Here is a 23629-nt window from a genome sequence, read left to right as displayed (position 1 = left end):
TCATCCATCAGTTTTCGCTAAAATAAACAGCTCAACCCCCGTCAGAACCTCTAGACCTCATCTTCAGATTAGGCTAAAAGTTTTAATAAGAACGACCGATACGGATGATAAAGATAACATGACTCCTACCGATCAAACGTCTGCTGAAGACATCGTCGTGATCGTGAATGCCGAAAACGCCATCATCGAAGTCGCAGAAGGCTGGACAACAGCAGCCAAACGTCAGGGAGCCGATGCACAACTGGCACCAGAGCAGGTAAAGGGTTTGGATTTGGCCGACTACATAGGGAGCGAGGTGACCTGTGTTTACTACGAAGCAGCACTCAAACTCTGTCGGATGAAGAATACCGCCATCTGTCGGGAATACCGTTGTGATTCACCGACTCACAAACGTTTTATGCAAGTCATCCTCACCCCTAAGGCGGAAGGCTGTGTTGAGATGCGTCATCGACTTTTGCATGAATCGCCTTTTAAGCAACGTCTGGATCTGCGCTTTGCCGATAGAGAGCCTAAACTCAAGGGCTTCCATCTTCGCTGCAGCCTGTGCAACAGCATTAAGCTGGAGAATCAGAGCGAATGGCTGGCACCTGAAAGCCTACTGACGGATCAACCACAAAAACTCGCCGTGATTCACGGTGTCTGCCCTAATTGTGAAGCCACTCATTGGCGCAGTTTTTCGCTCGTTAAACACTCAGCGCATAAATGACCTGACGCCTTGATGCCAGCGCGTCAGGTTCACCACGTTTAGACTTTAAACTTTTCAACCTCATGCTTGAGTTGCTGCGCCAGATCCGATAATTGGTGGCTGGCCATAGCCGATTGACTGGCCCCTTCGACCACCTCACTGACAATCTGTGCCACGGTATGAATATTCTGATTAATATCATTGGCGACCGCCGTTTGCTCTTCGGTGGCAGAAGAGATCTGAACATTCATGTCCACAATCGCACTCACCGCAGCACTCACCTCCTCAAAGGTCTCGCCATTGATGCGCGCATTTTCCACACCACTTTTTGCCGCATCACGCGAGGTTTGCATCTCTCTGACCGCACTTTTTACCACCGACTGCAAACCACTGATGCTCATTTGAATGGTTTCGGTGGATTGACGGGTTTTAGCCGCTAGATTTCTCACCTCATCCGCAACCACGGCAAATCCTCGACCGGCATCCCCGGCACGCGCCGCTTCAATTGCCGCATTCAAAGCCAAGAGGTTGGTTTGATCGGCAATTGTCTCAATCAGTACCAGGACTTCCGCAATCTTTTCCGCCTGAGCATCGAGTTCAGCAATGTGCTGCGCCGAGTTTTCGATTTTGGATGCCAGAGATTCAATCACACCAATCGCTACTTGAGTTCGCACAGAACCATGATTGGCTTGATCCTGCGCACGATCGGCTGAACTCGAAGCCTGTTGAGCATGAGTCGCCACCTCCGCTATCGCCGCCGTCATTTGATTGATCGCGGTGGCAATCATGGTGGTTTGTTCTTCCTGATTGCGTGCCCCATGACTGACCTGCAAACTCACCGCACTCATCTCTTCCGCAGCCGCCGCCAGTTGATGCGTCGCATTCGCCAGCTCACGGATCAGCCTCTGGAAATGATCCAACATCAAATTAAAGTAACGGCCGAGACTGGCCAGCTCATCTTCACCCTGAATTTGAATTCGCAAAGTCAGATTGGAATCACGACTGATATCATTCACCACCTGCGTCATTTTCTGCAAAGGACGTTGAATCGACATGGAGATGAACCAAGCCAAGAGTGCCGTGATCAAGATCGCAACCGCCCCAATCAACACAAAGAGCACACGATCCCGCTCATACTGTTGTTGCGAAGCAATATTGAGTAGAGAGGCTTCGCTCAGTTGATAGTCGGTTAAGGCATCGATCGCCTCCCCCAAGGGATCAAAGGCGGCAAAGAGTTGGCGGTTAAACTCTGAAAGACTCGTGGTTTGCAGCCGTCCCTGCTCCGCTTGGCTGATAAACTGCTGCGCAATCTGACGTGCTCTATCCAATCGCAGTTGCAACTCTGCCGCTAAAGCCTTTTCCTCTGCGGGCATGGCATGCGCTTGAAAGCGCTCCCAAGCAGTCACTCCCAGACGTTCAGCCTGGCTCATCTCCGTTTTAAGCTCGGCTAAGGAGATTAATTCAGCACGATATTTCTGAAAGGCATCGACTAAATTGACGGCATAGGCATCACCTAATTGTTTCAAATCACGCAAGGGCACAATGCGCTCGCTGTAGAGAGTTGCGGTATTCTCACTGAGGAGGCGCATATCTTTTAACGCCAGCGCAAAACTAGCGACTAAAATCAGGATCGGAAGAACACTGAGTAGTGCTAGGCGCAGTGACACTTTCATATTATTCAGCATGTTGTATTCCTAGTATTTAACTACAGCTTAAGGTTCCAAATCACACGTAAAACAGACGCATTCGGGCCTCTAGCCATCACATGCGCTTTAATAACAGATGAAAAGCATCCACCGCAGTCTCAACCGCAGCAGAAAAATCCTGCTGCGGTGTGTGCCGAAGCAGCTGCAAAAAGCCTGACCAACCCTCAGTTTCGGAATTCAGCGCCGAAGCAAAAAAGGCGCAGGGTAACGCACAACGGCGCAGGTTTTTCAGCATCACCTGAGCCCCCAAACGCGAGCCTTCTAACACATAGAGCAATCCCAACACTCCAATGCCCTGTGTTTCCCCATGAATAGAAAAGTTGAGGTCGCTTGCCTCTGGGCAAGGCTGCCCCAGCTCCTGCAGATCCTGTTGTAACCAGGGATAACGCAAGGCATAACGATACTCAGGGTAATACTGTGTAAGTGCCTGTTGTAAAGCCTCTTCCAAAACCTGCTGTGGCCTCAACAACGACGCTAAGGCCACAGCATATTGTGCCGGGCTCAAAGAGGCGCTCATTAAGGGCTTCAACACCCGATGCTGATCCAGTTGCTGATGCAAAGGTGCCGTCGCCTGACGCAGCGCCAGCAAAGGTTCATCCGGCATTTTTATGTCCCCCCGGGAGCGGATCTGCCGGTAACGTCTGTTTAAACTTCTGCAACTCATCTCTTAAACGCAATAACTTTAACCGCGTTGCACTGCCCCAAGGGCGGCAGTAACCAAGCTTTTTTTCGACCCATTTAGCAAAAGAACGTCGTGGTGCAATCCCCAAAACTCCATCATGATATTCCACGGGTTTATCGGGATTTCCGCCCCAGAAAACCTCTTCAACCTGTTCGATGCGCAGGAAATAGACACGGCTAATGCCGTCATCACCCTCACGGCGAAAGCGCAAGCCAGCTGCACCTGAAAAGCTCGATAAAAGCTCTGAACTTAAGCGATTGCGTAGGCGATCTTCGAGGAAAACCAGTTCCTGAGACTGTCCGTTAAACCCGTCATCCAGAGCCTTTAACAACTCCGGTTCCACCTCTAGCCCAGCTGCCAGAATTTGATGATTCCGACACCAAATCACGGCATCGGCATCAAACTCCTGCATTAACCAGGCACTGAGATCTGCCCAGGCCTGATCCGCTGCCAAGGCTTGTCTCTTTAAGGCCGCCTGAATGCTTAGTGTGATTTCATCGACTAGACGTACACGTGTGCGTGAACGAAAATCCCGCAGAAGCATATTAAAACGCCGAGTCACTTCGTGAATGGCTAAGATTCTTTGTAGCGGTAAGCTTCCGGCTAAGGGGCTGTGACAAGAGATCAATGCATCCAGCTCCGCTCCCGAGACCACGGGCAGCGACAAGGACGCACGATCTCCCATATTTTGCATATAGACGGCGTGAATCGGGGAAACACTGCGTAGATCACACCAGGTCAGATCGGCCTGGCCTTCACCCTGAACAGCCACTGGGCTCGACGCCGCATCGGCAATCACGCGCCAAGGATTTTTGACATAAATATTGCGGGCGATCTGCGGAATATCACTGGCCGGAAAACGCAGCCCCAAATAGCTGCCCAAGGCTTCGGATGAACAGGTTTCTGCTACCACTTCTCCATCACCACCCTCCAAGAACTGGTAATACATGACACGCTCATAGCCACTCACCTGCGCGACCCAGGCAATCAATTCTTTACGCAGATGATCCAGTTGCACGTGATCCTGAATCGTTTCAATCAGTGGTGGGTTGACCCAGGCGGGTAACAGGCGTGACACCTCAGCCGGTAAAAACTCAATCACATATTCCAACTCAGGTCCGCGACTGACGATTAGATCCCAGACTCCTTGTTCGGTTTCCAACCCGGATACCGCATAGAAACGTGCGCCCGGCGACGCGTCCATCTGCTTGATGGCGGGAAAAAGCTTATGTGCTCTGACCAGATCGGCCACTTCAGACGCCGATAAAGCGGTCAACTCGGTAAAATTAGCTGAGACGTGCAGCAATTGTTGAGTGCTGCTTAGAATCAACAAAGCCCCATAACTCTGGATTTTGCCACTGGACTGCAATGGCTCTTTTTCACAATCGGCTAAAAACCCTCGATTCATCGATTCCAATCTGAACTCTCCTAGCCCTTCCCTGCCAACTGAGCCGTTTTTAAAAGCTGTGCAAACTCTTCAACCGACAGAGGTTTGGATAACAGATAACCCTGAATATGATTACAACCGGCCTCTTGTAACCAGGCTAGTTGTTGTTGCGTTTCTACACCTTCGGCAACCGTTCTCAAGCCGAGCGCTTTCGCCATGCCTAGAATCGCTCTAGCGATGGCTTCATCGCTTTCATCCACTCCCAAACCATCGACAAAGCTTTTATCGATCTTCAGTTCGGCCAAGGGTAAGCGTTTGAGATAACTCAGAGAGGAATATCCGGTGCCAAAATCATCTATTGATAACTCGATGCCCTGCTCTTTAAGCTTAGATAGATCCAACCCCTCTTCTGAACCTGAAGTCATTAATGAGCTTTCTGTGATCTCCAGCTGAACATCACCCCGATTCAGGCCATTGCTTTCCAGTAAGAATTGCAAGCGCTCAATAAAATCAGATTCACGAAAGCTCTGAGCACTCACGTTCATCGCGATCGGCGGGCAGAGCAGTCCTTGAGATCGCCACTGAGTCAACTGCCTTACCAGTAAACGTTTCACTAAACGGCCAACCCCCAGAATCAACCCACTCTTCTCCGCGACTGGAATGAAATCCGCCGGGCTGACAAAACCAAGTGTTTTATCCTGCCAGCGCAGAAGCGCTTCGGCGCCGACAATCTGCTCCGGATGTTGGGCATCAAATTTAGGTTGATAGACCAAATACAACTCTTCATGCAATAAAGCTTCATGCAGTGCACTTTCGATGGCGGCTTGCTTTAACAACTGCACTCGATGTTCAGGCTTAAACAGCTGTAGACGGTTACGACCATCGTCTTTGGCTCGATACATAGCGGTATCTGCTGCTTTTAATAAACCTACACTGTCTTCGGCATCATCGGGATAAAAAGCCGCACCAATACTGGCGGAGACAAACACTTTACGCTCTTGCACCTGAAAGCTGCGCGTCATCTCATGCAAAATCCGCATTGCAATAAACTCAGCATCCTCGACATTACAATCCGTCAAGATCACGGTGAACTCATCACCGCCTAAGCGGGCCACGGTATCCACATCACGTACCACCTGGCGCAAACGATTCGCTGCTTCCACCAACAGCTCATCCCCGGCATCATGGCCTAGCGTGTCATTGATCGCCTTGAAGTTATCTAGATCGAGAAAGAGGAGTGCCAATTGGCTATTGTGGCGGCGTGCCTGTGCGATCGAATAACCTAAACGGTCCTGAAACAGATTACGATTCGGCAGATGAGTGAGGGTATCGTGGGTCGCTAAAAACTCGACCTTCCGCTGCGACTCTTTTAGATTGGTAATATCGGAAAACACTGCCACAAAGTATTCGACGCATCCGGCTTCATCATCGACACGATTGATCGTCAACCATTCTGGATATATCTCACCATTCTTGCGGCGATTCCAGATCTCGCCCTGCCAATACCCCCGCTGATTCAGATCCAACCACATCTTTTCGTAAAAGTCCTGACTATGTCGTCCGGATTTCAGCAAGCGCCCGACCGATTGCCCCATCGCATCTTCAGGCTCATAGCCGGTAATCTGAGTGAATGCTTCATTTATCGACTGAATCACACCCTGGGCATCGGTTACGGCGATGGCTTCGCCGGAATGCTCAAATACCCGTGCGGCAATGCGCAGCTGATCTTCGGCATGTTTGCGCCGCGTGATATCTTCCGACTCTGTGATGATGACACTGGGATGACCGGCGCAGTTGCGCAGAACTTGATGGACCGTACGGAAAACTCGATGATTGTTCGGGGAATCCCAAATGTGCTCTGCCTCAGCCATCACGCCGGTGCGCATCGCTTCCAGATCTCGTGTCCACAGACTCCCGGCGAAGGACTCGGGGAAAAGCTCAAAATCACTCAGTCCCAGATAGGCCTTGGGATCCAGATTAAACGCTTCTATAAAGCGCCGATTGGCAAACAGGTAACGTCCGGCCATATCCTTCATGGCCATCAACACCGTACTGTTTTCCATCAGGGTGTTGAGCTGGGCTTGCGACTCTTTCAACGCTGATTGCGCTTGTGAGATCTCGGTGATATCCACCAGTGTCACCACTAATGATTGAATACGATCCTGATCATCTAAACCGGGCGTGACCGTCAGTTGCAAGGAACGACCTTCGACACTGAGCAGCTGCTCCTCTCGATCACCATGACTGATGACATATTGCATCAAATCACGCACCGGTTTCAGATACTCAGGCAAGCGTAAACGCTCAATATGTTGCATCACGGCCGTCGGGCGCAGATTAAAACGGCGAGCTGCCGGGGCATTAAAGCGGCGCAGACAACCATCGTTATCAAACACCAAGATAGGGAACTCTAAGGAATCATAGAGATGCGCATACTCTGCCGTTAGCTGGCTTAACTCTGTGGTTTTGACATTCATCTCTTCGTTGAGACTGACCAGCTCTTCATTGGTGGCTTGTAACTCTTCGTTGGCCGCTTCCAGTTCTTCGTTAGTTGCTTGTAGCTCTTCATTAGAGGCCTGCGCCTCTTCATTCAGAGACTGCATCTCTTCATTGGCGGTAGCCAGCTCTTCAATTAAAGCTTGCAGATGTTCTCGTGTCGCTGTCAGTTCTTCCGCCATTTCCGAGGGCGCCACCTGAACCGCTTCACTCGTGACCAGAGGTCGATGATTGATCAGTAGATCACTGATCATCACCACATTGGCGCTCTCTGCTAAATGCGTGACGGGCATGACCAGGAGTTGACACTGATGCTCATCAAAAACCCGAGGACGCCCCTGTTGCAATGTTCGACTTTTATTACAGCGCTGCAGTAAGGCCAAAAGCTCGCCGCGGAAGGGTTCAAGAATGACCTCAACGATGGTGGTTTCCGTTGTGCCCAATGGAAATTTGAAGAAGCGATCCACCTGACCGGCCGTATGCAAAATACGCCCCTGGCTATCACACAGGGCTAAGGTTGCATTCAGATGTTCAGTGAGTGCAGAGAGCAAGATTTTTAAATGATCCTGACGCTGACGCCCAATCGAGATGGGAATTTTAGTACGCGGTGTCAGGGCGGGCATAACAACACTTGCGCCCTGTTTGCGAAAGAGCCGCTCACGCCGATTCTCGGCCAGAAATAGATGCTCCGCTTGCGCCACACTTTCTGAGCGTCCCAGAAATAGAAAACCCGGATCACGCAAGGCAAAATGAAAACGCTGAAAAACCCGCGTTTGCAGTGAATTGTCGAAATAGATCAAGACATTACGGCAGGTGATCAAATCCAGACGTAAGAAAGGTGGATCATCCACTAGGTTATGGCGTGCAAACACAATCATATCGCGCAAGCGCTTACTGACTTCGTAATGCTTGTGTACAGGACGGAAAAACTTCTGCAGGCGTTCAGGCACTAAAGCGGCTAGGGCTGCGGCAGGATATAGGCCGCGACGTGCCGTGTTTAAGGCATCCTCGTCAATATCCGTGGCAAAAATCTGCACCGGCTGATACATCACCCGCTCACCGAGCACCTCGGCAAACAAAATCGCAATCGAATAGGCCTCTTCACCACTGGCACAACCGGCAACCCAGACCCGAATCTCTTCATCTTCACGCCGCGCTTCACAGATCTCCTTGATCTTCTCTTTTAACGCCAGAAAAGCTTCTTTATCTCGGAAAAAAGAGGTGACGGAAATCAGAATATCACGCGATAACAATTCCAGTTCTTCAGGATGAGATTCCACCCAACGCAGGTACGCCTGCGTCTCCTGATGATTGGTTGCGACCACTCGGCGACGTATACGCCGTGCCAACGTACCGGCTTTATAACCGGAAAAATCAACCTGGCAACGCTCTTTTAGCAGATTAAGGAGCTGTTTGACGGTGCTTTCCGCTACCGGCTCAAGATCCTCCTGACGTTCAGGTACCAGTGCCGGCAAACGTGCCGCCATCTCTTCAGGTGACATGACAAAATCCGCCACCCCAGCTTCAATGGCCGACTCGGGCATACCACGATATTTGGCGCTCTCTGGCGTTTGAGCAATGGTAATCCCACCTGCGGCTTGAATCGCACGCAAGCCCGCCGTGCCATCCGAGCCCGTGCCAGACAAGACAATACCGATCGCCGCTTCCCCTTTTTCTGCCGCCAAGGAGATAAAAAATTCGTTGATCGAGGGCTTGGGCACTCTCTCCGGTTCAGCCGGATAGAGATGCAAACACTCATTGCGCAGGCCTGCATTGAAGCTTGAAGGCACTACATAGATCACACCTGCGCGCGGCAGGGTGCCATCCTCTAAATCGACAACATCAAGCGTGGTTTCACGACTGAGGATTTCCGCCATCATGCTGCGATGTGACGGCGACAGATGCTGCAGAATCACAAAGCTCAGATGACTCGCCGGCGCCAGCGCCGTAACCAAGCGCGTTAACGCCTCTAAGCCACCGGCAGAAGCACCGATGCCGACTAACGTCACCCCATGAGATCGTCCTTGCTCAGCTGACATACCCAACCCTTAATAATCCAACACCACTCAGAAATTGCACACAGCATTTAGCTCAAAAAATGAGAGTGCTTAATGCGCAATTTTATCCAATGAGGTCGCCAATTGATCAATACGATCCCGTGTCGCGGCCACCAATTTACCCACCTGCTCGGCCGCTTCCGAAGAGCGCCCCGCTAGACTTCTCACTTCTGCGGCCACCACCGCAAAACCACGACCGGCATCTCCGGCTCGGGCTGCTTCAATGGCCGCGTTCAGCGCCAGCAGGTTGGTTTGATCCGCAACGCCGGAAATGCTGCCAATGATGTTGCCGATCTCCTCGCCCACTGCCAGCAGCTCTTCCATCGCCAGATTGGTTTCTTTCACCGCTGCTTGGCGATCAGTAATGTCGACGCCAAACATGACATAACGAGTGATACGGCCTTCTAGATCTTTTAATTCACACAAGCGTGAATCAAAGGAACGCGCTGACCCTTGGCGATCATTAAAACCCACTAGAATCTTGACCTGCCCCATGCCCTCGCTCATTTTGCGCTGCTGGGCGATCTGCAACCAAATACTGCGACAGGCTTGAATCGCCTCTTCACGACCACCGGCTTTTTGACAAAAGAGCTCATTAAAGTGCACCGGTTGGCCGTCAGGGCTCCACTCTACGACCATTAGAGCCTCATCCATCAAGGCCAAACGCTCCATAGAATCCTTGGCATCCTGCTTGGTCTGGGTGATATCGGCCTGAACTGAGACAAATTTGCTGACCCGTCCATCCTCACCCAGCACCGGATTGATCGACATAGCGATCCAGTAAGGTTTCCCTCGGCTGTCGTAGTTTAAAATCTCTTCATAAAAAGGCTGAGCCTGGGAAATTTTCTCGTGGATGTTCGCCACTGTTTGTGGATGGGTGTCCGGCCCTTGCAGAAAACTACCGGGAATCCGACCCTTGATCTGTTCCAGCTCATAACCGGTCATACGCGTGAAACCACGATTCACATATTCGATTTCACCGCGTGCATTGGTAATCACCACTGCATTACTGGTTTCGTTCGCAACCAAAGACAACATCGCGATTTCATCACGGCGTTTAACATCTTCGGTGACATCCTTAACGAAAGCGGTAAACAAGACTCTGTCCCCGATCACAACACGCGCCAGCGTAAATAAGCCCCATTTTTGGCTGGCGTCTTTGCAATACACCGGCAGTTCGATCGGTTTACCGATAATACGATTGATGCCGGTTGAACGGTTACGATTGACGTACTCATCATGCTGGCCACGATGCTCAGGACTGACCAGCATACGGACATTCTGACCCAGCATCTCCTCACGACTATATCCCCAGAGATCGATGGCCGCTTGATTACAAAAGATGATGAGGTTTTTTTCATTGATGGTGACCACCGCATCATGGGCTTGCGCCAGTACTTGTTCTGTGGCGGAGCGGTTTTGACGCTCTTGCGAACAATCTCGCGCAAAAGCACTGTAAAACTTACGTTTGCCGATCAGCACCTGAGATAGCGTGATATTAATCCAGGTTTTAGAGCCATCTTTACGCTCAATCTCCAACTCCACCGCAGCGCCGACAATGCGGTCATTTCCTTCCTGACGATGACGATCCACATATTGATCGTGCTGAGACTGATGCTGCTTAGGCACCAGCATCTTCACATTTTGGCCGATGACCTCAGCCCGTCTATAGCCCCAAAGCTTTTCTGCAGCATCATTATAAAAGATGACTCGATTTTGCTGATCGATGGTTACCACCGCAATCGTGGTTTGTTGTAGGGACTTTTCGGCAGTACGGGAGGCGGCGCTGAACATCATAGGCTCCTGAAAGAATTTTCAGATCAACTCAACAACTCAACGACCCTCAAGGTCACAGGGTAATTGTTCAAGCGATTAACAGCTTGTTTGATTTTCGCTCAGTTGAGCACAGTCTCATGGCTATATACAAGCTAATATAAACAACTCTTATAAAAAAACTGTCGGGTGTTATTTTAACTTTTTTGTCATGAACCAAATTCTTCTACAGCCGTAAAAAGCACTTTAATTTCTGATGGATGCAAACAGATGTTTAACTTTTTCCGCAAATCTCAATCCGAAGAAAAAAAGCGGCAACAGGCTTACGAAGCCAAATTACATGAAGCGATGACGGCACAACGTCAGGGGGATATACGCCGTTACTCAGAGCTCAGCGAACAAGCGGCCAAACTCTATGCAGATCTGCAGGCTCACAAAGAGAGGGCCTCAAAGTGAGCTGCAGAGCCATCTCTAATGCGCCTTCCCGTGCTTAATGCTCGCCTTCTGCCCGACCGTATTTCTGTACTACGTAATAGGCGATACTCATAGCGACAACAATCAGCGCCATCCCAGCCAGATTCACTGACTGCGTCCATCATGGCTTGGCAAAAAAGCCGGATGGCTCACACCATCCAGCTCAGCTTGGGTTTTAAGGGTAAAGCTTTTTAGTCTTAAGCGGCCGGCTGCAATGCTTGATAGGCCGCTTTTTCTTTGACTTGATAGAGGTGATAACCTTCTCCGCCAAAAGGATCGAGCGCGGTATCACGATATTCATAATGCATCGCTACAGGCTTACCGGTGAGCGCCACCTTAAACGCCACTTCCACCTGTGGAATGTCGGCTCTTAAAGGTTCCTCGACCCATAAAAAGAGTCCCCGTTCCGCTACCAAGTACTCAAAACGGACAATGCGAAAGCCCTGACGGAGATGCAGAATACTCAAAGATTCCGATGCTTCAAGACGGTATTTGTGGATCGCTTTCATGGCCGCAGCCCTCTTCTTGATTGCCTACGACTTGAATACTGGACAATATCTCACCAAGAAAAAAGCAGATTTATTCGTTTTTATTCTTCGATTTTTTCGAATAATACTAGACGTGGCCTGCGCAGATGGCCGCCACCGCAGGATGATAAAGATGACTGCTGCGCGTGATCGCAAATAGGCGATCCCGCACTGTGCTGATTTCCCCCACCACCTCCACTTCATACTGACGACAGACCTCATCTGCAATCACCGCAGGCGCGGCAAAAAAGCCCATACCATGATGTCCAAATACCTTGATTAAGGCGCTGTCATCGACCTGAGCTTTGACAGCCACCTTAATACCCTGATCGCTAAACCACTGCATCAGCTCACTGACATAGGGCGCATCCACCGCATTCACTAAAAAAGGCTGGTTGTTGAGCTGATGGGGAAAATCTGGGCGCAGCTTCTGCGCCAAGTGCGGTGCGGCAAACAACATCATCGCCGAGGAGCCAAGATCGTGAAGACGCAAACCAGAGTCGGGCGTTAACACCGGTGGATGATCCGACAACACCAGATCCAATTCACGCTTCCGCAACTGTGCCAAAAGATACTCAGTACGTCCGGTTTCACAGAGCAGGTTCACCTCACGCTGCAATTGCAAGGCCGGTTCTAACAAGCGCCAAGCAATCAATTTGTGAATCGAGGCCGAAATACCCAAGGCTAATCCTAGGGGTCTAGATTCATGTGCCACCTGTAAGCTCTGCTCTAAAGCCTCCGCTGCGGTAAAGATCTCATCGGCATGGCGCTGCACCTTCAAGCCCAAATCTGTCAATTTCAGGCCACGCCCCTCGCGACGAAATAATAACCCCCCTACCTCTGCTTCCAGGGCCGCAATCTGGCTGCTGAGTGTTTGCGGCGTCAGATCCAAAACCTGACTGGCGGCAGCCATACTGCCTTCACGTGCTACTAGCCAAAAATGATACAGATGTCGAAAATTCAGCATGCCCTCACACCACCTGGCTAGAATGCTTTAAACGCTCAAGTTGATCCCGCAACTGTGCGGCTTTTTCAAATTCCAGATTACGTGCTGCCTCGTACATTTGGTCCTCCAGCCGTGTCAACATCTTCGCCAACTCCTTAGGTGTCAGACTCTGTAGCGGTTCAGCCGCATACTCAGCGGCCGGCTCGGCGACCTTACGTGACTGACGACCGGTTTTACGTGAGCCAGGCGCTTGTGCGCCTTCCATAATATCGGCAATCGATTTGACGATCCCTTTCGGGGTGATGCCATGCGCTTCATTGTGTGCCATCTGTTTATGACGACGACGCTCAGTTTCCTGCATGGCGCGCTGCATAGAACCCGTTATACGATCCGCATACAAGATCGCGCGACCGCGGGCGTTACGGGCCGCACGACCAATGGTTTGAATCATTGAGGTTTCTGAACGCAGGAAGCCTTCTTTATCGGCATCGAGAATCGCCACCAAAGAAACTTCGGGCATATCAATCCCTTCTCGTAACAGGTTGATACCGACCAACACATCAAACTCGCCGATACGCAGATCACGAATGATCTCAACACGCTCAACTGTATCGATATCTGAGTGCAGATAACGGACACGCACACCATGCTCGGCAAGGTACTCGGTTAAATCCTCGGCCATACGCTTGGTCAAGACCGTCACCACAACACGCTCTTTTGCTTGCACCACACGTTGGATTTCATCCAACAAATCATCCACTTGTGTTGACGCCGGACGCACTTCAACAATCGGGTCAAGCAAGCCGGTCGGGCGCACCACCTGTTCCACCACCTGTTGACCGTGCTCCGCTTCATACTTACCTGGTGTCGCTGAGACAAAAATCATTTGCGGTGCTAAAGCTTCCCACTCTTCAAACTTTAAAGGACGGTTATCCAGAGCCGAAGGTAAACGAAAGCCATACTCAACTAGGGTTTCTTTGCGGGAACGATCACCACGGTACATCGCGCCGATTTGCGGCACAGTGACATGGGATTCGTCGATCACCAATAAGGCATGGTCAGGCAGATAATCAAACAAGGTCGGGGGAGCCATGCCGGTATCACGCCCGGACAGATAACGTGAATAGTTTTCAATTCCGGAGCAATAGCCTAACTCCAGAATCATTTCAATATCGTAGAGGGTACGCTGCTCCAGGCGCTGGGCTTCCACCAATTTATTGTGTGCCTTGAGGTGTTCCAGGCGCTCTTGGAGTTCAAGTTTAATCTTTTGTGTGGCCTCTACCAGGGTGTCGCGTGGCGTGACATAGTGGGTTTTCGGATAGATGGTCGCACGCGGAACGCGCCGCAACACCTCGCCGGTAAGGGGGTCAAAATAACTGATCTGCTCCACCTCGGCATCAAACAGCTCAATCCGTATCGCCTCCTTCTCCGACTCAGCGGGAAAGACATCAATGACATCGCCACGCACACGATAATTACCGCGATGGAGTTCAACATCGTTGCGCGTGTATTGCAGCTCTGCAAGGCGTCTGAGCAGAGTGCGTTGATCTATCTCATCACCACGATCGAGATGCAGCATCATCGCTAGATAGGATTGCGGATCACCCAAGCCATAGATCGCGGAAACCGTGGCAACAATAATGGCATCTTCACGCTCTAATAAGGCCTTGGTGGCAGAGAGACGCATCTGCTCGATATGGTCATTAATCGAGGCATCCTTCTCGATAAAGGTATCGGAAGACGGCACATAGGCTTCCGGCTGGTAGTAGTCGTAATAGGACACAAAATACTCTACCGAGTTGTCTGGGAAGAACTCGCGGAACTCACCATAGAGCTGCGCGGCGAGGGTTTTATTATGTGCCATAATAATGGTCGGTCGTTGCACGGCGGCGATCACATTAGCGATGGTGAAGGTCTTACCTGAGCCTGTCACACCGAGCAGCGTTTGTGCGGCCAAGCCGGATTCAATACCTTCGACCAAGGCCGCTATCGCGCCGGGCTGGTCACCGGCAGGCTGGAAAGCGGACTGAACTTTAAACCGCTGTTTCACGACAGACTCCTGTAAATTTTCATCATTTTCACCCTTCAGGGGATTTAGACCGGGTTGCCATTGCTGTATGATTCCAGCCCGGTTTTTAGCGGATATTGTGCCCCAGAACTTAACGAGGATTTCAGCTTGGACGTGCAACTTTCCAAACGTGTTAACAGCATCAAGCCCTCCCCTACCCTGGCTGTCACCAACCGGGCAGCTGAGCTGAAGGCGGCCGGGAAAAACATTATTGGTCTGGGTGCCGGTGAACCGGACTTTGATACGCCAGAGCATATCAAAGAGGCGGCAATCAAGGCGATTCAGGATGGCTTCACCAAATACACTGCGGTGGATGGTACGCCTGGGCTGAAAAAAGCGATTATAAACAAATTTCAGCGCGATAACGGCTTAAGCTATGAACCCAACCAGATTCTGGTCTCCAGTGGGGGTAAACAGAGCTTCTTTAACCTGACCTTGGCCTTACTGGATGCCGGTGATGAGGTCATCATCCCTGCACCTTATTGGGTCTCTTATCCCGATATGGTTCTGGTGGCAGATGGTGTTCCGGTCATTATCGAAACCACACAGGAAGCACGTTTCAAAATCACTCCTGAGCAGTTAAAGGCCGCCATCACCGCCAAAACGCGTTTGGTCGTGATTAACAGCCCATCTAACCCCTCCGGTGTTTCCTATACGCTGGATGAATTAAAAGCTCTGGGCGAAGTTCTGCGTCAGTATCCAGACGTGCTGATTGCGACCGATGATATGTATGAACATATCAACTTCAGCAGCGAACCCTTCTGCAACATTTTGAATGCATGCCCTGATCTCTATCCGCGCACCATCGTTCTGAACGGGGTTTCCAAAGCCTACTCGATGACAGGTTGGCGTATCGGTTATGCTGCCGGCCCAGCCAAGCTGATCGGTGCGATGAAAAAGGTGCAGTCACAGAGTACCTCTAACCCTAACTCGATTGCTCAGGTTGCCGCTCAAGCGGCCCTTGAAGGTCAGCAGGAGTGTGTGGCGGAAATGGTCCGTGCGTTTAAAGCGCGCCATGATTTTGTCGTGAATGCACTGAATGAAATCCCTGGCGTCGACTGCATCCATGCCGACGGCACCTTTTACGCTTTCCCCAGCTTCCATCAGGTGATTGCGAGCCGTGAAGAATTTGCCGACGACATCGCACTGGCTGAGTTCTTACTCTTGGAAGCCGGTGTTGCCCTGGTACCCGGCTCCGCTTTTGGTGCGCCCGGCAACATGCGCTTGTCTTTTGCGACCAGCATGGACATTTTGGAAGACGCCATTGCTCGCATCAAGCGCGCCCTGGAAAAGTAAAAACAGGTTACACTCTAGGGATAAAGCTCCTAGATAACCTTGCAGCACACTCTGTGTTCTCGGTGAACACTCACTAAGGGGCTTAAATGCCCCTTTTTTGTTGATGAGGTTCAGGATGAAAACCAAAATATTGTCCGCATTATTTGAGCAGGCACTCTGTCCCATGCTGCTGATCAGCAAACAAGAGATTGAGTGGGCGAATGCCGCCTTTCGTCATCTGCCCGACGCTCACCGTAAGCGGATACAGGACTGGGGGCTGCACCAGGATCAAGCTTGGCTGGAATTGGACACCGGACGCTTTCAGCGCTTGAGCGCCAAATCCCACCAACTCATTCTTGGCCATCCTGCGGATGCCTCCAGCCTGCAACGCACCCTGCTCTTAAAGCTCCTGCCTGCACTCCAGGCCGGAGGGGATCCTTACTTGAATACCGCTAGCGTGCTCGGTCCTTTGTTGGGCTGGAAACATTGCGTGGTGGCCAAGCGCAAAACCGCACGCTCAGTGGATCTTCTCGGACACTGGCAAGAAGGTAAACTGCAACCGCCCAGTCATCAGTCTCTTTCCGGCTCAGCGGCTCAAACCCTGTATGAAGGCGAAACAGGGGAAGCGGCCTTTCGTGCCCTAGGGCGTGAATTCCCCCTTGATCCGCAGCTAAAGGATCACCCCTCCGATCTCTGGATTGGACACCGCATTGATCTCCCGGAACAACCGGGGCTCGGGCATATCTGTGTCTGGGGTCAACCTGATTTTGTCGATGCCGACACCTGCGCCTGGTTGATCGGCTTGAGTGCTGACATTCTCAGCAGCTGGTTACTCAGCCATCTGGAAACACAAGACAAGGACTATGAGCCGAGCCTGGAAGCACGCGATCCACTCACCGGCTTACCTGGGCGCAAAAGCTTTGACTTGGCCTTGCGCCATGCCATGCAGAAATTCCAACAACAGAATCAGGATGTCTTGGTCACCATCATCGACATCCAGGAGCTGAACAAGTTGAATGACCAGCATGGAAGCAGCCGTGGCGATCGTTTAATTCACGATCTGGGTCAAGCCCTCTTGGGTATCTGTCGCCGCAAAGACCAAGTGTTTCGTTTAGGTGGCGATGAGTTCTTACTCTTAATGCCCACCGGACAAACCCTGCCGCCCGTGAGCAAACGCCTTGAGCGCATCTGCACACAATTACGTGCAGATGATCTGCCCGATCTTCATCTGAATCATGCTCTGTGTACGCTGTCTGAAGCCAAAGGCAGTGGCGAGGAGTTGATGCTGATCCTCGATCAGCGCCTGAAAGCCTGCAAAGATGCTGCTCAAGCCCAAGCTTGAGCAGCTTTACCTTTCTTTACCCGTCTCTTTCTGCACGAATCACATAAAATCGATTATCCTTGTCTGATTAAAATATTATTGAACTGACCGGTCAGTAATTATATGATGCCGCTTTCTAGAACAATCGGTATAAAATGACATGAGCAAAGGCCGCCCCCCCACGCATTGCCGTGAGTCCTTACTAATCAAAGGCATCGAACTCTTTAACAGCAAGGGCTATCACGCCACCGGTTTGAGTACAATTCTACAAACCTGCCAAATTTCCAAAGGCTCTTTCTACAATTTTTTTAACAGCAAAGAAGAGTATGCGGTTGAGGTGATCGAATATTACCAAGCCTTGGAAACCGATCGCTGGGCGCTGGAATTTGCCAAACTGGAAGGTTCGCATTTTATGCGTATGCGCCAGATGCTGGAAAAAATGCTCAGTGAATATGATCCTTCTACCGAAAAGATGGGCTGCTTGATCGCCAACCTTTCAGGTGAAGTCGGCAATGAATCACCCGGTTTTCGACGCGCGATTCAAGAAGCCACCGAGCGTGTCATTGTTTTAATCAGTGAGGATATGCGTGTCTGCCAAGAAGAAGGCAGTGTACGTTTAGACCTCTCCCCGGATGCGCTGGCGCATCTAATCTGGGACATCTGGCAGGGCGCTCTACTGCGTATGAAGGTCAATGCGTCTCTGCAGCCTCTAAATCAATGTATTGATCTGCTCTGGAACCACATCTTACCCTCTCCGTTCTCTCACTCTGACACTCAGCAAGGAGCCTAACCTCATGAAAGCCATTCACCCTGCCGTCCGACATCCGCTCGGTCTGCTGACACTGATCTTGGCAACGGCGTGGTCGCTGCCGGCTAGCAGCGCCGAAGCCCCGAGAGGTTTACCTGCTGAGGTCCATCGCGTGGAAGCGTCACATCTAGATTCTGTACTCAGTGCAGTCGGACGCTTACGTGCCAATGAGTCCATCATCTTACGTGCCGAAATCAGTGGTCGAATTGAGCAGATCCTCTTTCGTGAAGGTGAAAAAGTCAATCAGGGGCAGGAGCTGATACGCTTGGACAGCGCTTCCTACGAAGCAGAACTCGCGCAGGCCCAAGCACAGGTCAACCTCAGTCGGGCAGAGTATCAACGTGCGGCCGATCTGTTAGAGCGCCGTGTCGGTTCACAAAATGACCGTGATACCAAACTCGCACAATTGCGGGTACATGAGGCTCAGATGGAATTGGCGCGTACGCGTTTAGATAAAACACGTTTGCGCGCGCCTTTTGAGGGTGTCATCGGACTGCGCCAGGTCAGCCCCGGCGACTTTATTTCAAGCGGACAGGATCTGGTCGAAGTCACTGATTTTAGTCAGATGAAGGCCGATTTTTCTGTCCCTGAACGTTTTCTTAGTCAATTAGCAGTGGGCCAAAACCTATTGATTGAAGTGGATGCCCTGCCCGGCGAACGTTTCCAAGGCGAGATCTACGCCATAGCGCCCAGCTCCAGCGCACGCAGTCATAATATCCAGATACGTGCTCGCATCCCCAATCCCGATGGACGCTTACGCCCAGGTCTCTTTGCCAACATCCGCATTATCATTGGTGAAAACCCGCAGGCGCTGATGATTCCAGAGCAGGCCATCGTGCCACTCGACAATCAGTTTTATGTCATGCGGATGAATGAACAAAACCAAGTCAACATGGTACCTGTTACCCTGGGTGAGCGTCGCTTTGGTGAGGTGGAGATACGTTCCGGGATTCAGGCGGGTGATGTCATCGTGACCGCCGGCCAGATCAAACTCCGCCCCGGCATGCCCATTACCCCCATTTTTCCGCAGAGCCACAGCACAGGATCTGACGCATGATACTCTCTGATATCAGCATCAAACGCCCCGTCCTGGCGATGGTGATCAGCTTGCTGGTGCTGCTGGTCGGCATCATCTCTTTTGATCGCCTCACGGTGCGTGAATACCCCAAAATTGATATTCCCGTGGTCACGGTGGATACCCGTTATCCCGGTGCCAGCGCGTCGATTATTGAATCCCAAGTAACTAAAATTATTGAAGATTCTTTATCTGGTATTGAAGGCATAGATTATATGTCGTCGATCAGCCGTTCTGAGCGCAGCCAGATCAGCATCAACTTCCGTATCGATCGTGACCCAGATGCCGCTGCTAACGATGTGCGTGATCGCGTCAGCCGTGTGCGTGGACAATTGCCGGATGATATTGATGAGCCGATCGTGGCGAAATCGGAAGCCGATGCCCAACCCATTATCTGGATCGCCCTCTCTTCCGATCAACACAGCCCGATGGAAGTCAGCGAGTACGCCACCCGTCGTGTCCAAGATCCATTACAGACGGTGAATGGTGTTGCCAGTGTACGTTTAGGCGGAGAGCGTAAATTCTCCATGCGGATCTGGTTAGATCCCTCTTTAATGGCGGCACATAGCATCATTCCGCAGGATATCGAAAATGCTTTACGTGCACAGAACATAGAGTTGCCTGCTGGGCGAATAGAGAGCCGTGATCGTGAGTTTACCATTCTGGCGCAAACCGATCTGAATGAGATCACCGAATTCGAAGAGATCATCATTCGCCAGGATGAAGGCGTGCCCGTTCGTGTTAAAGATGTCGCTCGCGTTGAGATCGCCCCGGAAGCGGAGCGCAATTTTGCCCGCTTTAATGGCCAAAGTGCCGTCGCGCTGGGAATCGTACGTCAATCGACCGCCAACCCTCTGGACGTCTCGGCGGGGGTACGCGAGATGCTGCAAAGCATTGAAAGTAACCTGCCCGACGGCATGAAAATCCAGATCGCCTACGACTCTTCGGTGTTTATCGAGCGCTCGATCGATTCGGTGTTCCAGACTCTGATGATGGCCGGTGTACTGGTCGTGCTGGTGATCTTTTTCTTCCTGCGTAATCCACGCGCCACCCTCATCCCGGTCGTCACCATTCCCCTGTCGCTGATCGGAGCCTTTGCCATGATGTATGTGATGGATTTTTCCATCAATACGTTGACACTCTTGGCTTTGGTACTCGCGATCGGACTGGTGGTGGATGATGCCATCGTTATGCTGGAAAATATCTTCCGTCACGTGGAAGAGGGGTTACATCCTATTCAGGCCGCTTTTAAAGGCAGCCGGGAAATCGGCTTTGCCATCGTCGCCACCACCGCGACGCTCGTAGCGGTGTTTGTCCCCGTCAGCTTTGCCACCGGTCAAACCGGACGCCTGTTCACCGAGTTTGCCCTCACCCTGGCAGGCGCGGTGGTGGTCTCCACCTTTATTGCCCTGACCCTTTCCCCTATGCTCTGCTCACGTTTGCTGCATCATGAGAAGAAACACAGCTATCTCTTTAATTTAATTGAAGGCTGGCTGGTTAATCTCAGTCGGGGTTATCACTGGATGCTGGAAAAAACGCTCAACTCCAAATCCTTAGCCCTGGGGCTAATGGCGGTGAGCTTTGCCGGTGCGGTTTACTTCTACCAACAACTGCCCCAGGAACTGGCACCGATCGAAGATCGTGGCACCATCATGACCTTTTCCGTGAACCCCGATGGTTCTTCTGTCGAGTATGTGAATCGTTATGCGCAACAGGTGGAAGCGATTATTACCACCATTCCAGAGCGTACTCATCACTTCAGCATCACGGGGTTCCCCAGTGAAACCAACTCGCTGAACTTTGTTCGCCTGCAAAACTGGGAAGATCGTAGCCGCTCTCAACAAGAGATCGCGGCGGAATTGACGGGGCGCATCTTTGCTGGGGTGCCAGGCAATATGTCCTTTGCCATCAACCTGCCCTCACTCGGCCAGAGTTTTATCTCTCGCCCTGTTGAGTTCATCGTCAAAACCACTGGAGATTATGATGATCTCAAGGTGATCACCGATGCCTTGCTGGAAAAGATCAGCACCAATCCGAACTTCCAGCAGGTGGATACCGACCTCAAGCTGAACAAGCCGGAGCTTAGAGTCACACTAAATCGTGATAAGGTCGCTGAAGCGGGCTTAAATGTGGCCGATGTTGGACGCAGTCTGGAAACCTTTATGGCCGGTCGTAAACTGACCCGCTTTAAACGTGATGGTGAGCAATATGATGTCATCCTGCAGGTTGCCGATGAGCTGCGTCAAACGCGTGATGATATGGCCAATGTTTATGTGCGTGCCGCCACAGGCGAGATGATTCAGCTCAGTGGTTTAATCACGATTGAAGAAACGGTGGCGCCTCGTGAGTTGAATCACTTCGACAAACTGAAAGCCGTCAAGATTCAATCCATGCTTACGCCGGGTTACAGCCTGGGGGATGCACTGGATTTCCTGGAGGCGGCGCTACAAGAGGTGGCACCGGAGGCTCTGTACGACTACGCCGGTCAGTCGCGTGAGTTCAAAGAATCGAGCAATGCGATGCAAACCACCTTTGTACTCTCCTTGATCTTTATCTTCTTGGTCTTGGCCGCGCAGTTTGAGAGCTTTAAGAATCCGCTGATTATTATGCTGGCGGTTCCACCGGCTTTAACCGGCGCACTGATGGCCCTCTATTACTCAGGCGGCAGCCTCAGCATTTACAGTCAAATCGGTTTAATCACGCTCGTGGGCCTGGTGACAAAACATGGTATCCTGATCATCGAATTTGCCAACCAACTACAGGATAAAGGCGTGGCATTGCGGGAAGCGATTATTGAAGCGGCCTCCTTGCGTTTACGTCCGATTCTCATGACCACCGGTGCGACGGTACTCGGCACCCTGCCCTTGGCGATGGCTTTTGGAGCCGGTGCCGAGTCGCGCCAACAGATTGGCTGGGTCATCGTCGGTGGCATGCTCTTGGGAACACTATTAACCCTGTTTGTGATTCCGACTATTTACAGTATTTTTGGTCAACGTAACTTCCGTCAGGTAGAGCCAGATTATGATTAAAAAACATGTGTTGCCCGTATTGATCGGGTCGGTACTGACGGCAGGATCCGCTTATGCGGGTCCCCTGGCCGATCTATACCGCCTAGCCTTAGAAAATGATCCACAACTCAAACAAGCCGAAGCGCAGTTTATGGCCGGGCAGGAAGCCCCGATTCAGGGGCGTGCGGCCTTATTGCCGAGCGCCGGTTTAACGGCCAACACCTCGGATTCCTCTGCCGGTAGCCGCAGCAGTGGTTACAGTGTCAGCCTAACCCAACCCCTGTTTGCCGCCAGCGACTACTACAACTTCAAACGCAGTGAGCTCCTTGCAGAACAAGCCACCCTGCAGTTTGACCTCGCTCAGCAGCAGCTGATACAGCGCAGCATTAACGCTTATTTAGGGGTACTGCGTGCGCAGAGCACTTTGGATAATGCCCTGGCACAAGAGCGTGCTCTACAGCGCCGCTTAGAGCAGGTCAATGCACAGTTTGAGGTGGGCCTCATCGCCATTACCGATGTGCAAGAAGCTCAGGCCAGCTTTGATAATGCCGTCGTCTTACGTATCGATGCCGAAGGAGCTCTGGAAAATAGCTTTGAAGCTCTGGAGCGCCTGGCCGGAAGTAGCGTGGCACAGGTTGCCCCCCTACGTGCAGATTATCCAATTCAATCCGTTGAACCCACGACCCCCGCACTCTGGTTAGAAAAAGCCTTACAAGGCAACTTAGAGCTGCGCTTGGCCGATCTACAATCAGATGCAGCACGTCGTAATGTACAAAGTAAACGAAGCGCCCACCTACCTAGCGTTAACCTCGGCCTGAGCCACCAAAACAGCCGTATCCACGGCGACAGCTCACGCTCAGGCTGGGAGGATGATAACCGCATCTCTCTAAATTTAAGTTTGCCGCTATATGCCGGAGGTGCCATCAGTTCGGCACAACGCCAAGCTGAACATGAGCAGATCGCCAGTGGCCACTTTGTTGAAGACACCAAGCGAGCCGTCACTGAAACCACGCGTTCGTTATTACGGACTTTGCAAACCAGTGTGCAGAGTGTGAAGGCACGCGAACAAAGTATCTTGTCACGTGAAACCGCCTTACGCGCCACCGAAGAAGGCTTTAATGTTGGCACACGTAATGTGGTGGATGTGTTACAAGCCGAACAAGCCTTGTATGAAGCGAAATTGGCCTATGCCAATGCTCGTATCGATCACATTCTGGCATTGTTCAACTTCAAGCAGACCCTAGGCACGCTCAGCCCAAGCGATTTGATTGCGCTTGATGAGTGGCTGGATCTGGATGCGGACAGTTTAATTTCCGATCTCTAAATCCCTCCACCCAGCAT

16 protein-coding genes are annotated in these 23629 nt (G+C 51.4%); 8 read left to right on the top strand and 8 right to left on the bottom strand.

All coding sequences use genetic code 11. The features are described 5' to 3' along the window. Positions 1 to 118 precede the first annotated feature (118 nt). The gene (locus E1H14_RS04320) at positions 119 to 706 is read left to right on the top strand and encodes a hypothetical protein (protein ID WP_149390223.1); all 588 of its coding nucleotides are present in this window, start codon (positions 119 to 121) and stop codon (positions 704 to 706) included. A 38-nt stretch (positions 707 to 744) separates the two neighbouring features. Here the strand turns inward: E1H14_RS04320 and E1H14_RS04315 are convergent, their stop codons facing one another. The 5 genes from E1H14_RS04315 to E1H14_RS13400 form a co-directional block, all read right to left on the bottom strand. Next, positions 745 to 2370 carry a methyl-accepting chemotaxis protein gene (locus E1H14_RS04315; RefSeq protein WP_149390222.1) on the bottom strand — a complete coding sequence of 542 codons (1626 nt, stop codon included), beginning with the start codon at positions 2368 to 2370 and terminating at the stop codon, positions 745 to 747. A 76-nt stretch (positions 2371 to 2446) separates the two neighbouring features. Further along, a complete protein-coding gene (locus E1H14_RS04310; protein WP_160142016.1) occupies positions 2447 to 2995 on the bottom strand; it encodes a biliverdin-producing heme oxygenase in 549 nt (182 codons plus the stop codon). Beyond that, entirely contained in the window at positions 2985 to 4481 is a 1497-nt protein-coding gene (locus E1H14_RS04305; RefSeq protein WP_235017381.1) for a GAF domain-containing protein, read from the bottom strand. The genes E1H14_RS04310 and E1H14_RS04305 overlap by 11 nt, the downstream gene beginning before the upstream one ends. Before the next feature lie 20 nt (positions 4482 to 4501). Beyond that, on the bottom strand, positions 4502 to 8995 hold the full coding sequence (locus E1H14_RS04300; RefSeq protein WP_149390219.1) for an EAL domain-containing protein: 4494 nt from the start codon (positions 8993 to 8995) through the stop codon (positions 4502 to 4504). A 69-nt stretch (positions 8996 to 9064) separates the two neighbouring features. Next, positions 9065 to 10807: a PAS domain S-box protein gene (locus E1H14_RS13400; RefSeq protein WP_149390218.1), complete on the bottom strand. Its 1743-nt coding sequence runs from the start codon at positions 10805 to 10807 to the stop codon at positions 9065 to 9067. 249 nt (positions 10808 to 11056) lie between these two features. On the opposite strand from E1H14_RS13400, the gene E1H14_RS04290 reads away from it, so the two are divergent. After that, positions 11057 to 11242: a DUF6435 family protein gene (locus tag E1H14_RS04290; protein WP_149390217.1), complete on the top strand. Its 186-nt coding sequence runs from the start codon at positions 11057 to 11059 to the stop codon at positions 11240 to 11242. A 215-nt stretch (positions 11243 to 11457) separates the two neighbouring features. Here the strand turns inward: E1H14_RS04290 and E1H14_RS04285 are convergent, their stop codons facing one another. The 3 genes from E1H14_RS04285 to uvrB all read right to left on the bottom strand — a co-directional run bounded on the left by E1H14_RS04285 (position 11458) and on the right by uvrB (position 14783). Next, positions 11458 to 11769 (bottom strand): DUF7352 domain-containing protein, encoded by a 312-nt coding sequence (locus E1H14_RS04285; RefSeq protein WP_149390216.1) that lies wholly within the window; start codon positions 11767 to 11769, stop codon positions 11458 to 11460. Positions 11770 to 11875: 106 nt separating this feature from the next. After that, positions 11876 to 12754, bottom strand: a complete 879-nt coding sequence (locus E1H14_RS04280; RefSeq protein WP_149390215.1) for a LysR family transcriptional regulator — start codon at positions 12752 to 12754, stop codon at positions 11876 to 11878. A 4-nt stretch (positions 12755 to 12758) separates the two neighbouring features. Continuing rightward, on the bottom strand, positions 12759 to 14783 hold the full coding sequence (gene uvrB, locus E1H14_RS04275; protein ID WP_149390214.1) for an excinuclease ABC subunit UvrB: 2025 nt from the start codon (positions 14781 to 14783) through the stop codon (positions 12759 to 12761). Positions 14784 to 14909: 126 nt separating this feature from the next. On the opposite strand from uvrB, the gene E1H14_RS04270 reads away from it, so the two are divergent. The 6 genes from E1H14_RS04270 to E1H14_RS04245 all read left to right on the top strand — a co-directional run bounded on the left by E1H14_RS04270 (position 14910) and on the right by E1H14_RS04245 (position 23612). Then, complete coding sequence (locus E1H14_RS04270) at positions 14910 to 16097, top strand: pyridoxal phosphate-dependent aminotransferase (protein WP_149390213.1); 1188 nt, start codon at positions 14910 to 14912, stop codon at positions 16095 to 16097. 115 nt (positions 16098 to 16212) lie between these two features. Next, entirely contained in the window at positions 16213 to 17418 is a 1206-nt protein-coding gene (locus tag E1H14_RS04265) for a GGDEF domain-containing protein (RefSeq protein WP_160142015.1), read from the top strand. Between the two features lie 139 nt (positions 17419 to 17557). Continuing rightward, a complete protein-coding gene (locus tag E1H14_RS04260) occupies positions 17558 to 18187 on the top strand; it encodes a TetR/AcrR family transcriptional regulator (protein ID WP_149390211.1) in 630 nt (209 codons plus the stop codon). A gap of 4 nt (positions 18188 to 18191) precedes the next feature. Beyond that, positions 18192 to 19262 (top strand): efflux RND transporter periplasmic adaptor subunit, encoded by a 1071-nt coding sequence (locus E1H14_RS04255; protein WP_149390210.1) that lies wholly within the window; start codon positions 18192 to 18194, stop codon positions 19260 to 19262. After that, positions 19259 to 22309 (top strand): efflux RND transporter permease subunit, encoded by a 3051-nt coding sequence (locus E1H14_RS04250; RefSeq protein WP_149390209.1) that lies wholly within the window; start codon positions 19259 to 19261, stop codon positions 22307 to 22309. The genes E1H14_RS04255 and E1H14_RS04250 overlap by 4 nt, the downstream gene beginning before the upstream one ends. Beyond that, complete coding sequence (locus tag E1H14_RS04245; RefSeq protein WP_149390208.1) at positions 22302 to 23612, top strand: TolC family outer membrane protein; 1311 nt, start codon at positions 22302 to 22304, stop codon at positions 23610 to 23612. The genes E1H14_RS04250 and E1H14_RS04245 overlap by 8 nt, the downstream gene beginning before the upstream one ends. The last annotated feature ends 17 nt before the right edge of the window (positions 23613 to 23629 follow it).

The sequence above is a fragment of the Nitrincola tapanii genome (assembly GCF_008368715.1).
GTDB lineage: Bacteria > Pseudomonadota > Gammaproteobacteria > Pseudomonadales > Balneatricaceae > Nitrincola > Nitrincola tapanii.
This window is presented reverse-complemented; position numbering and strand designations above follow the sequence as displayed.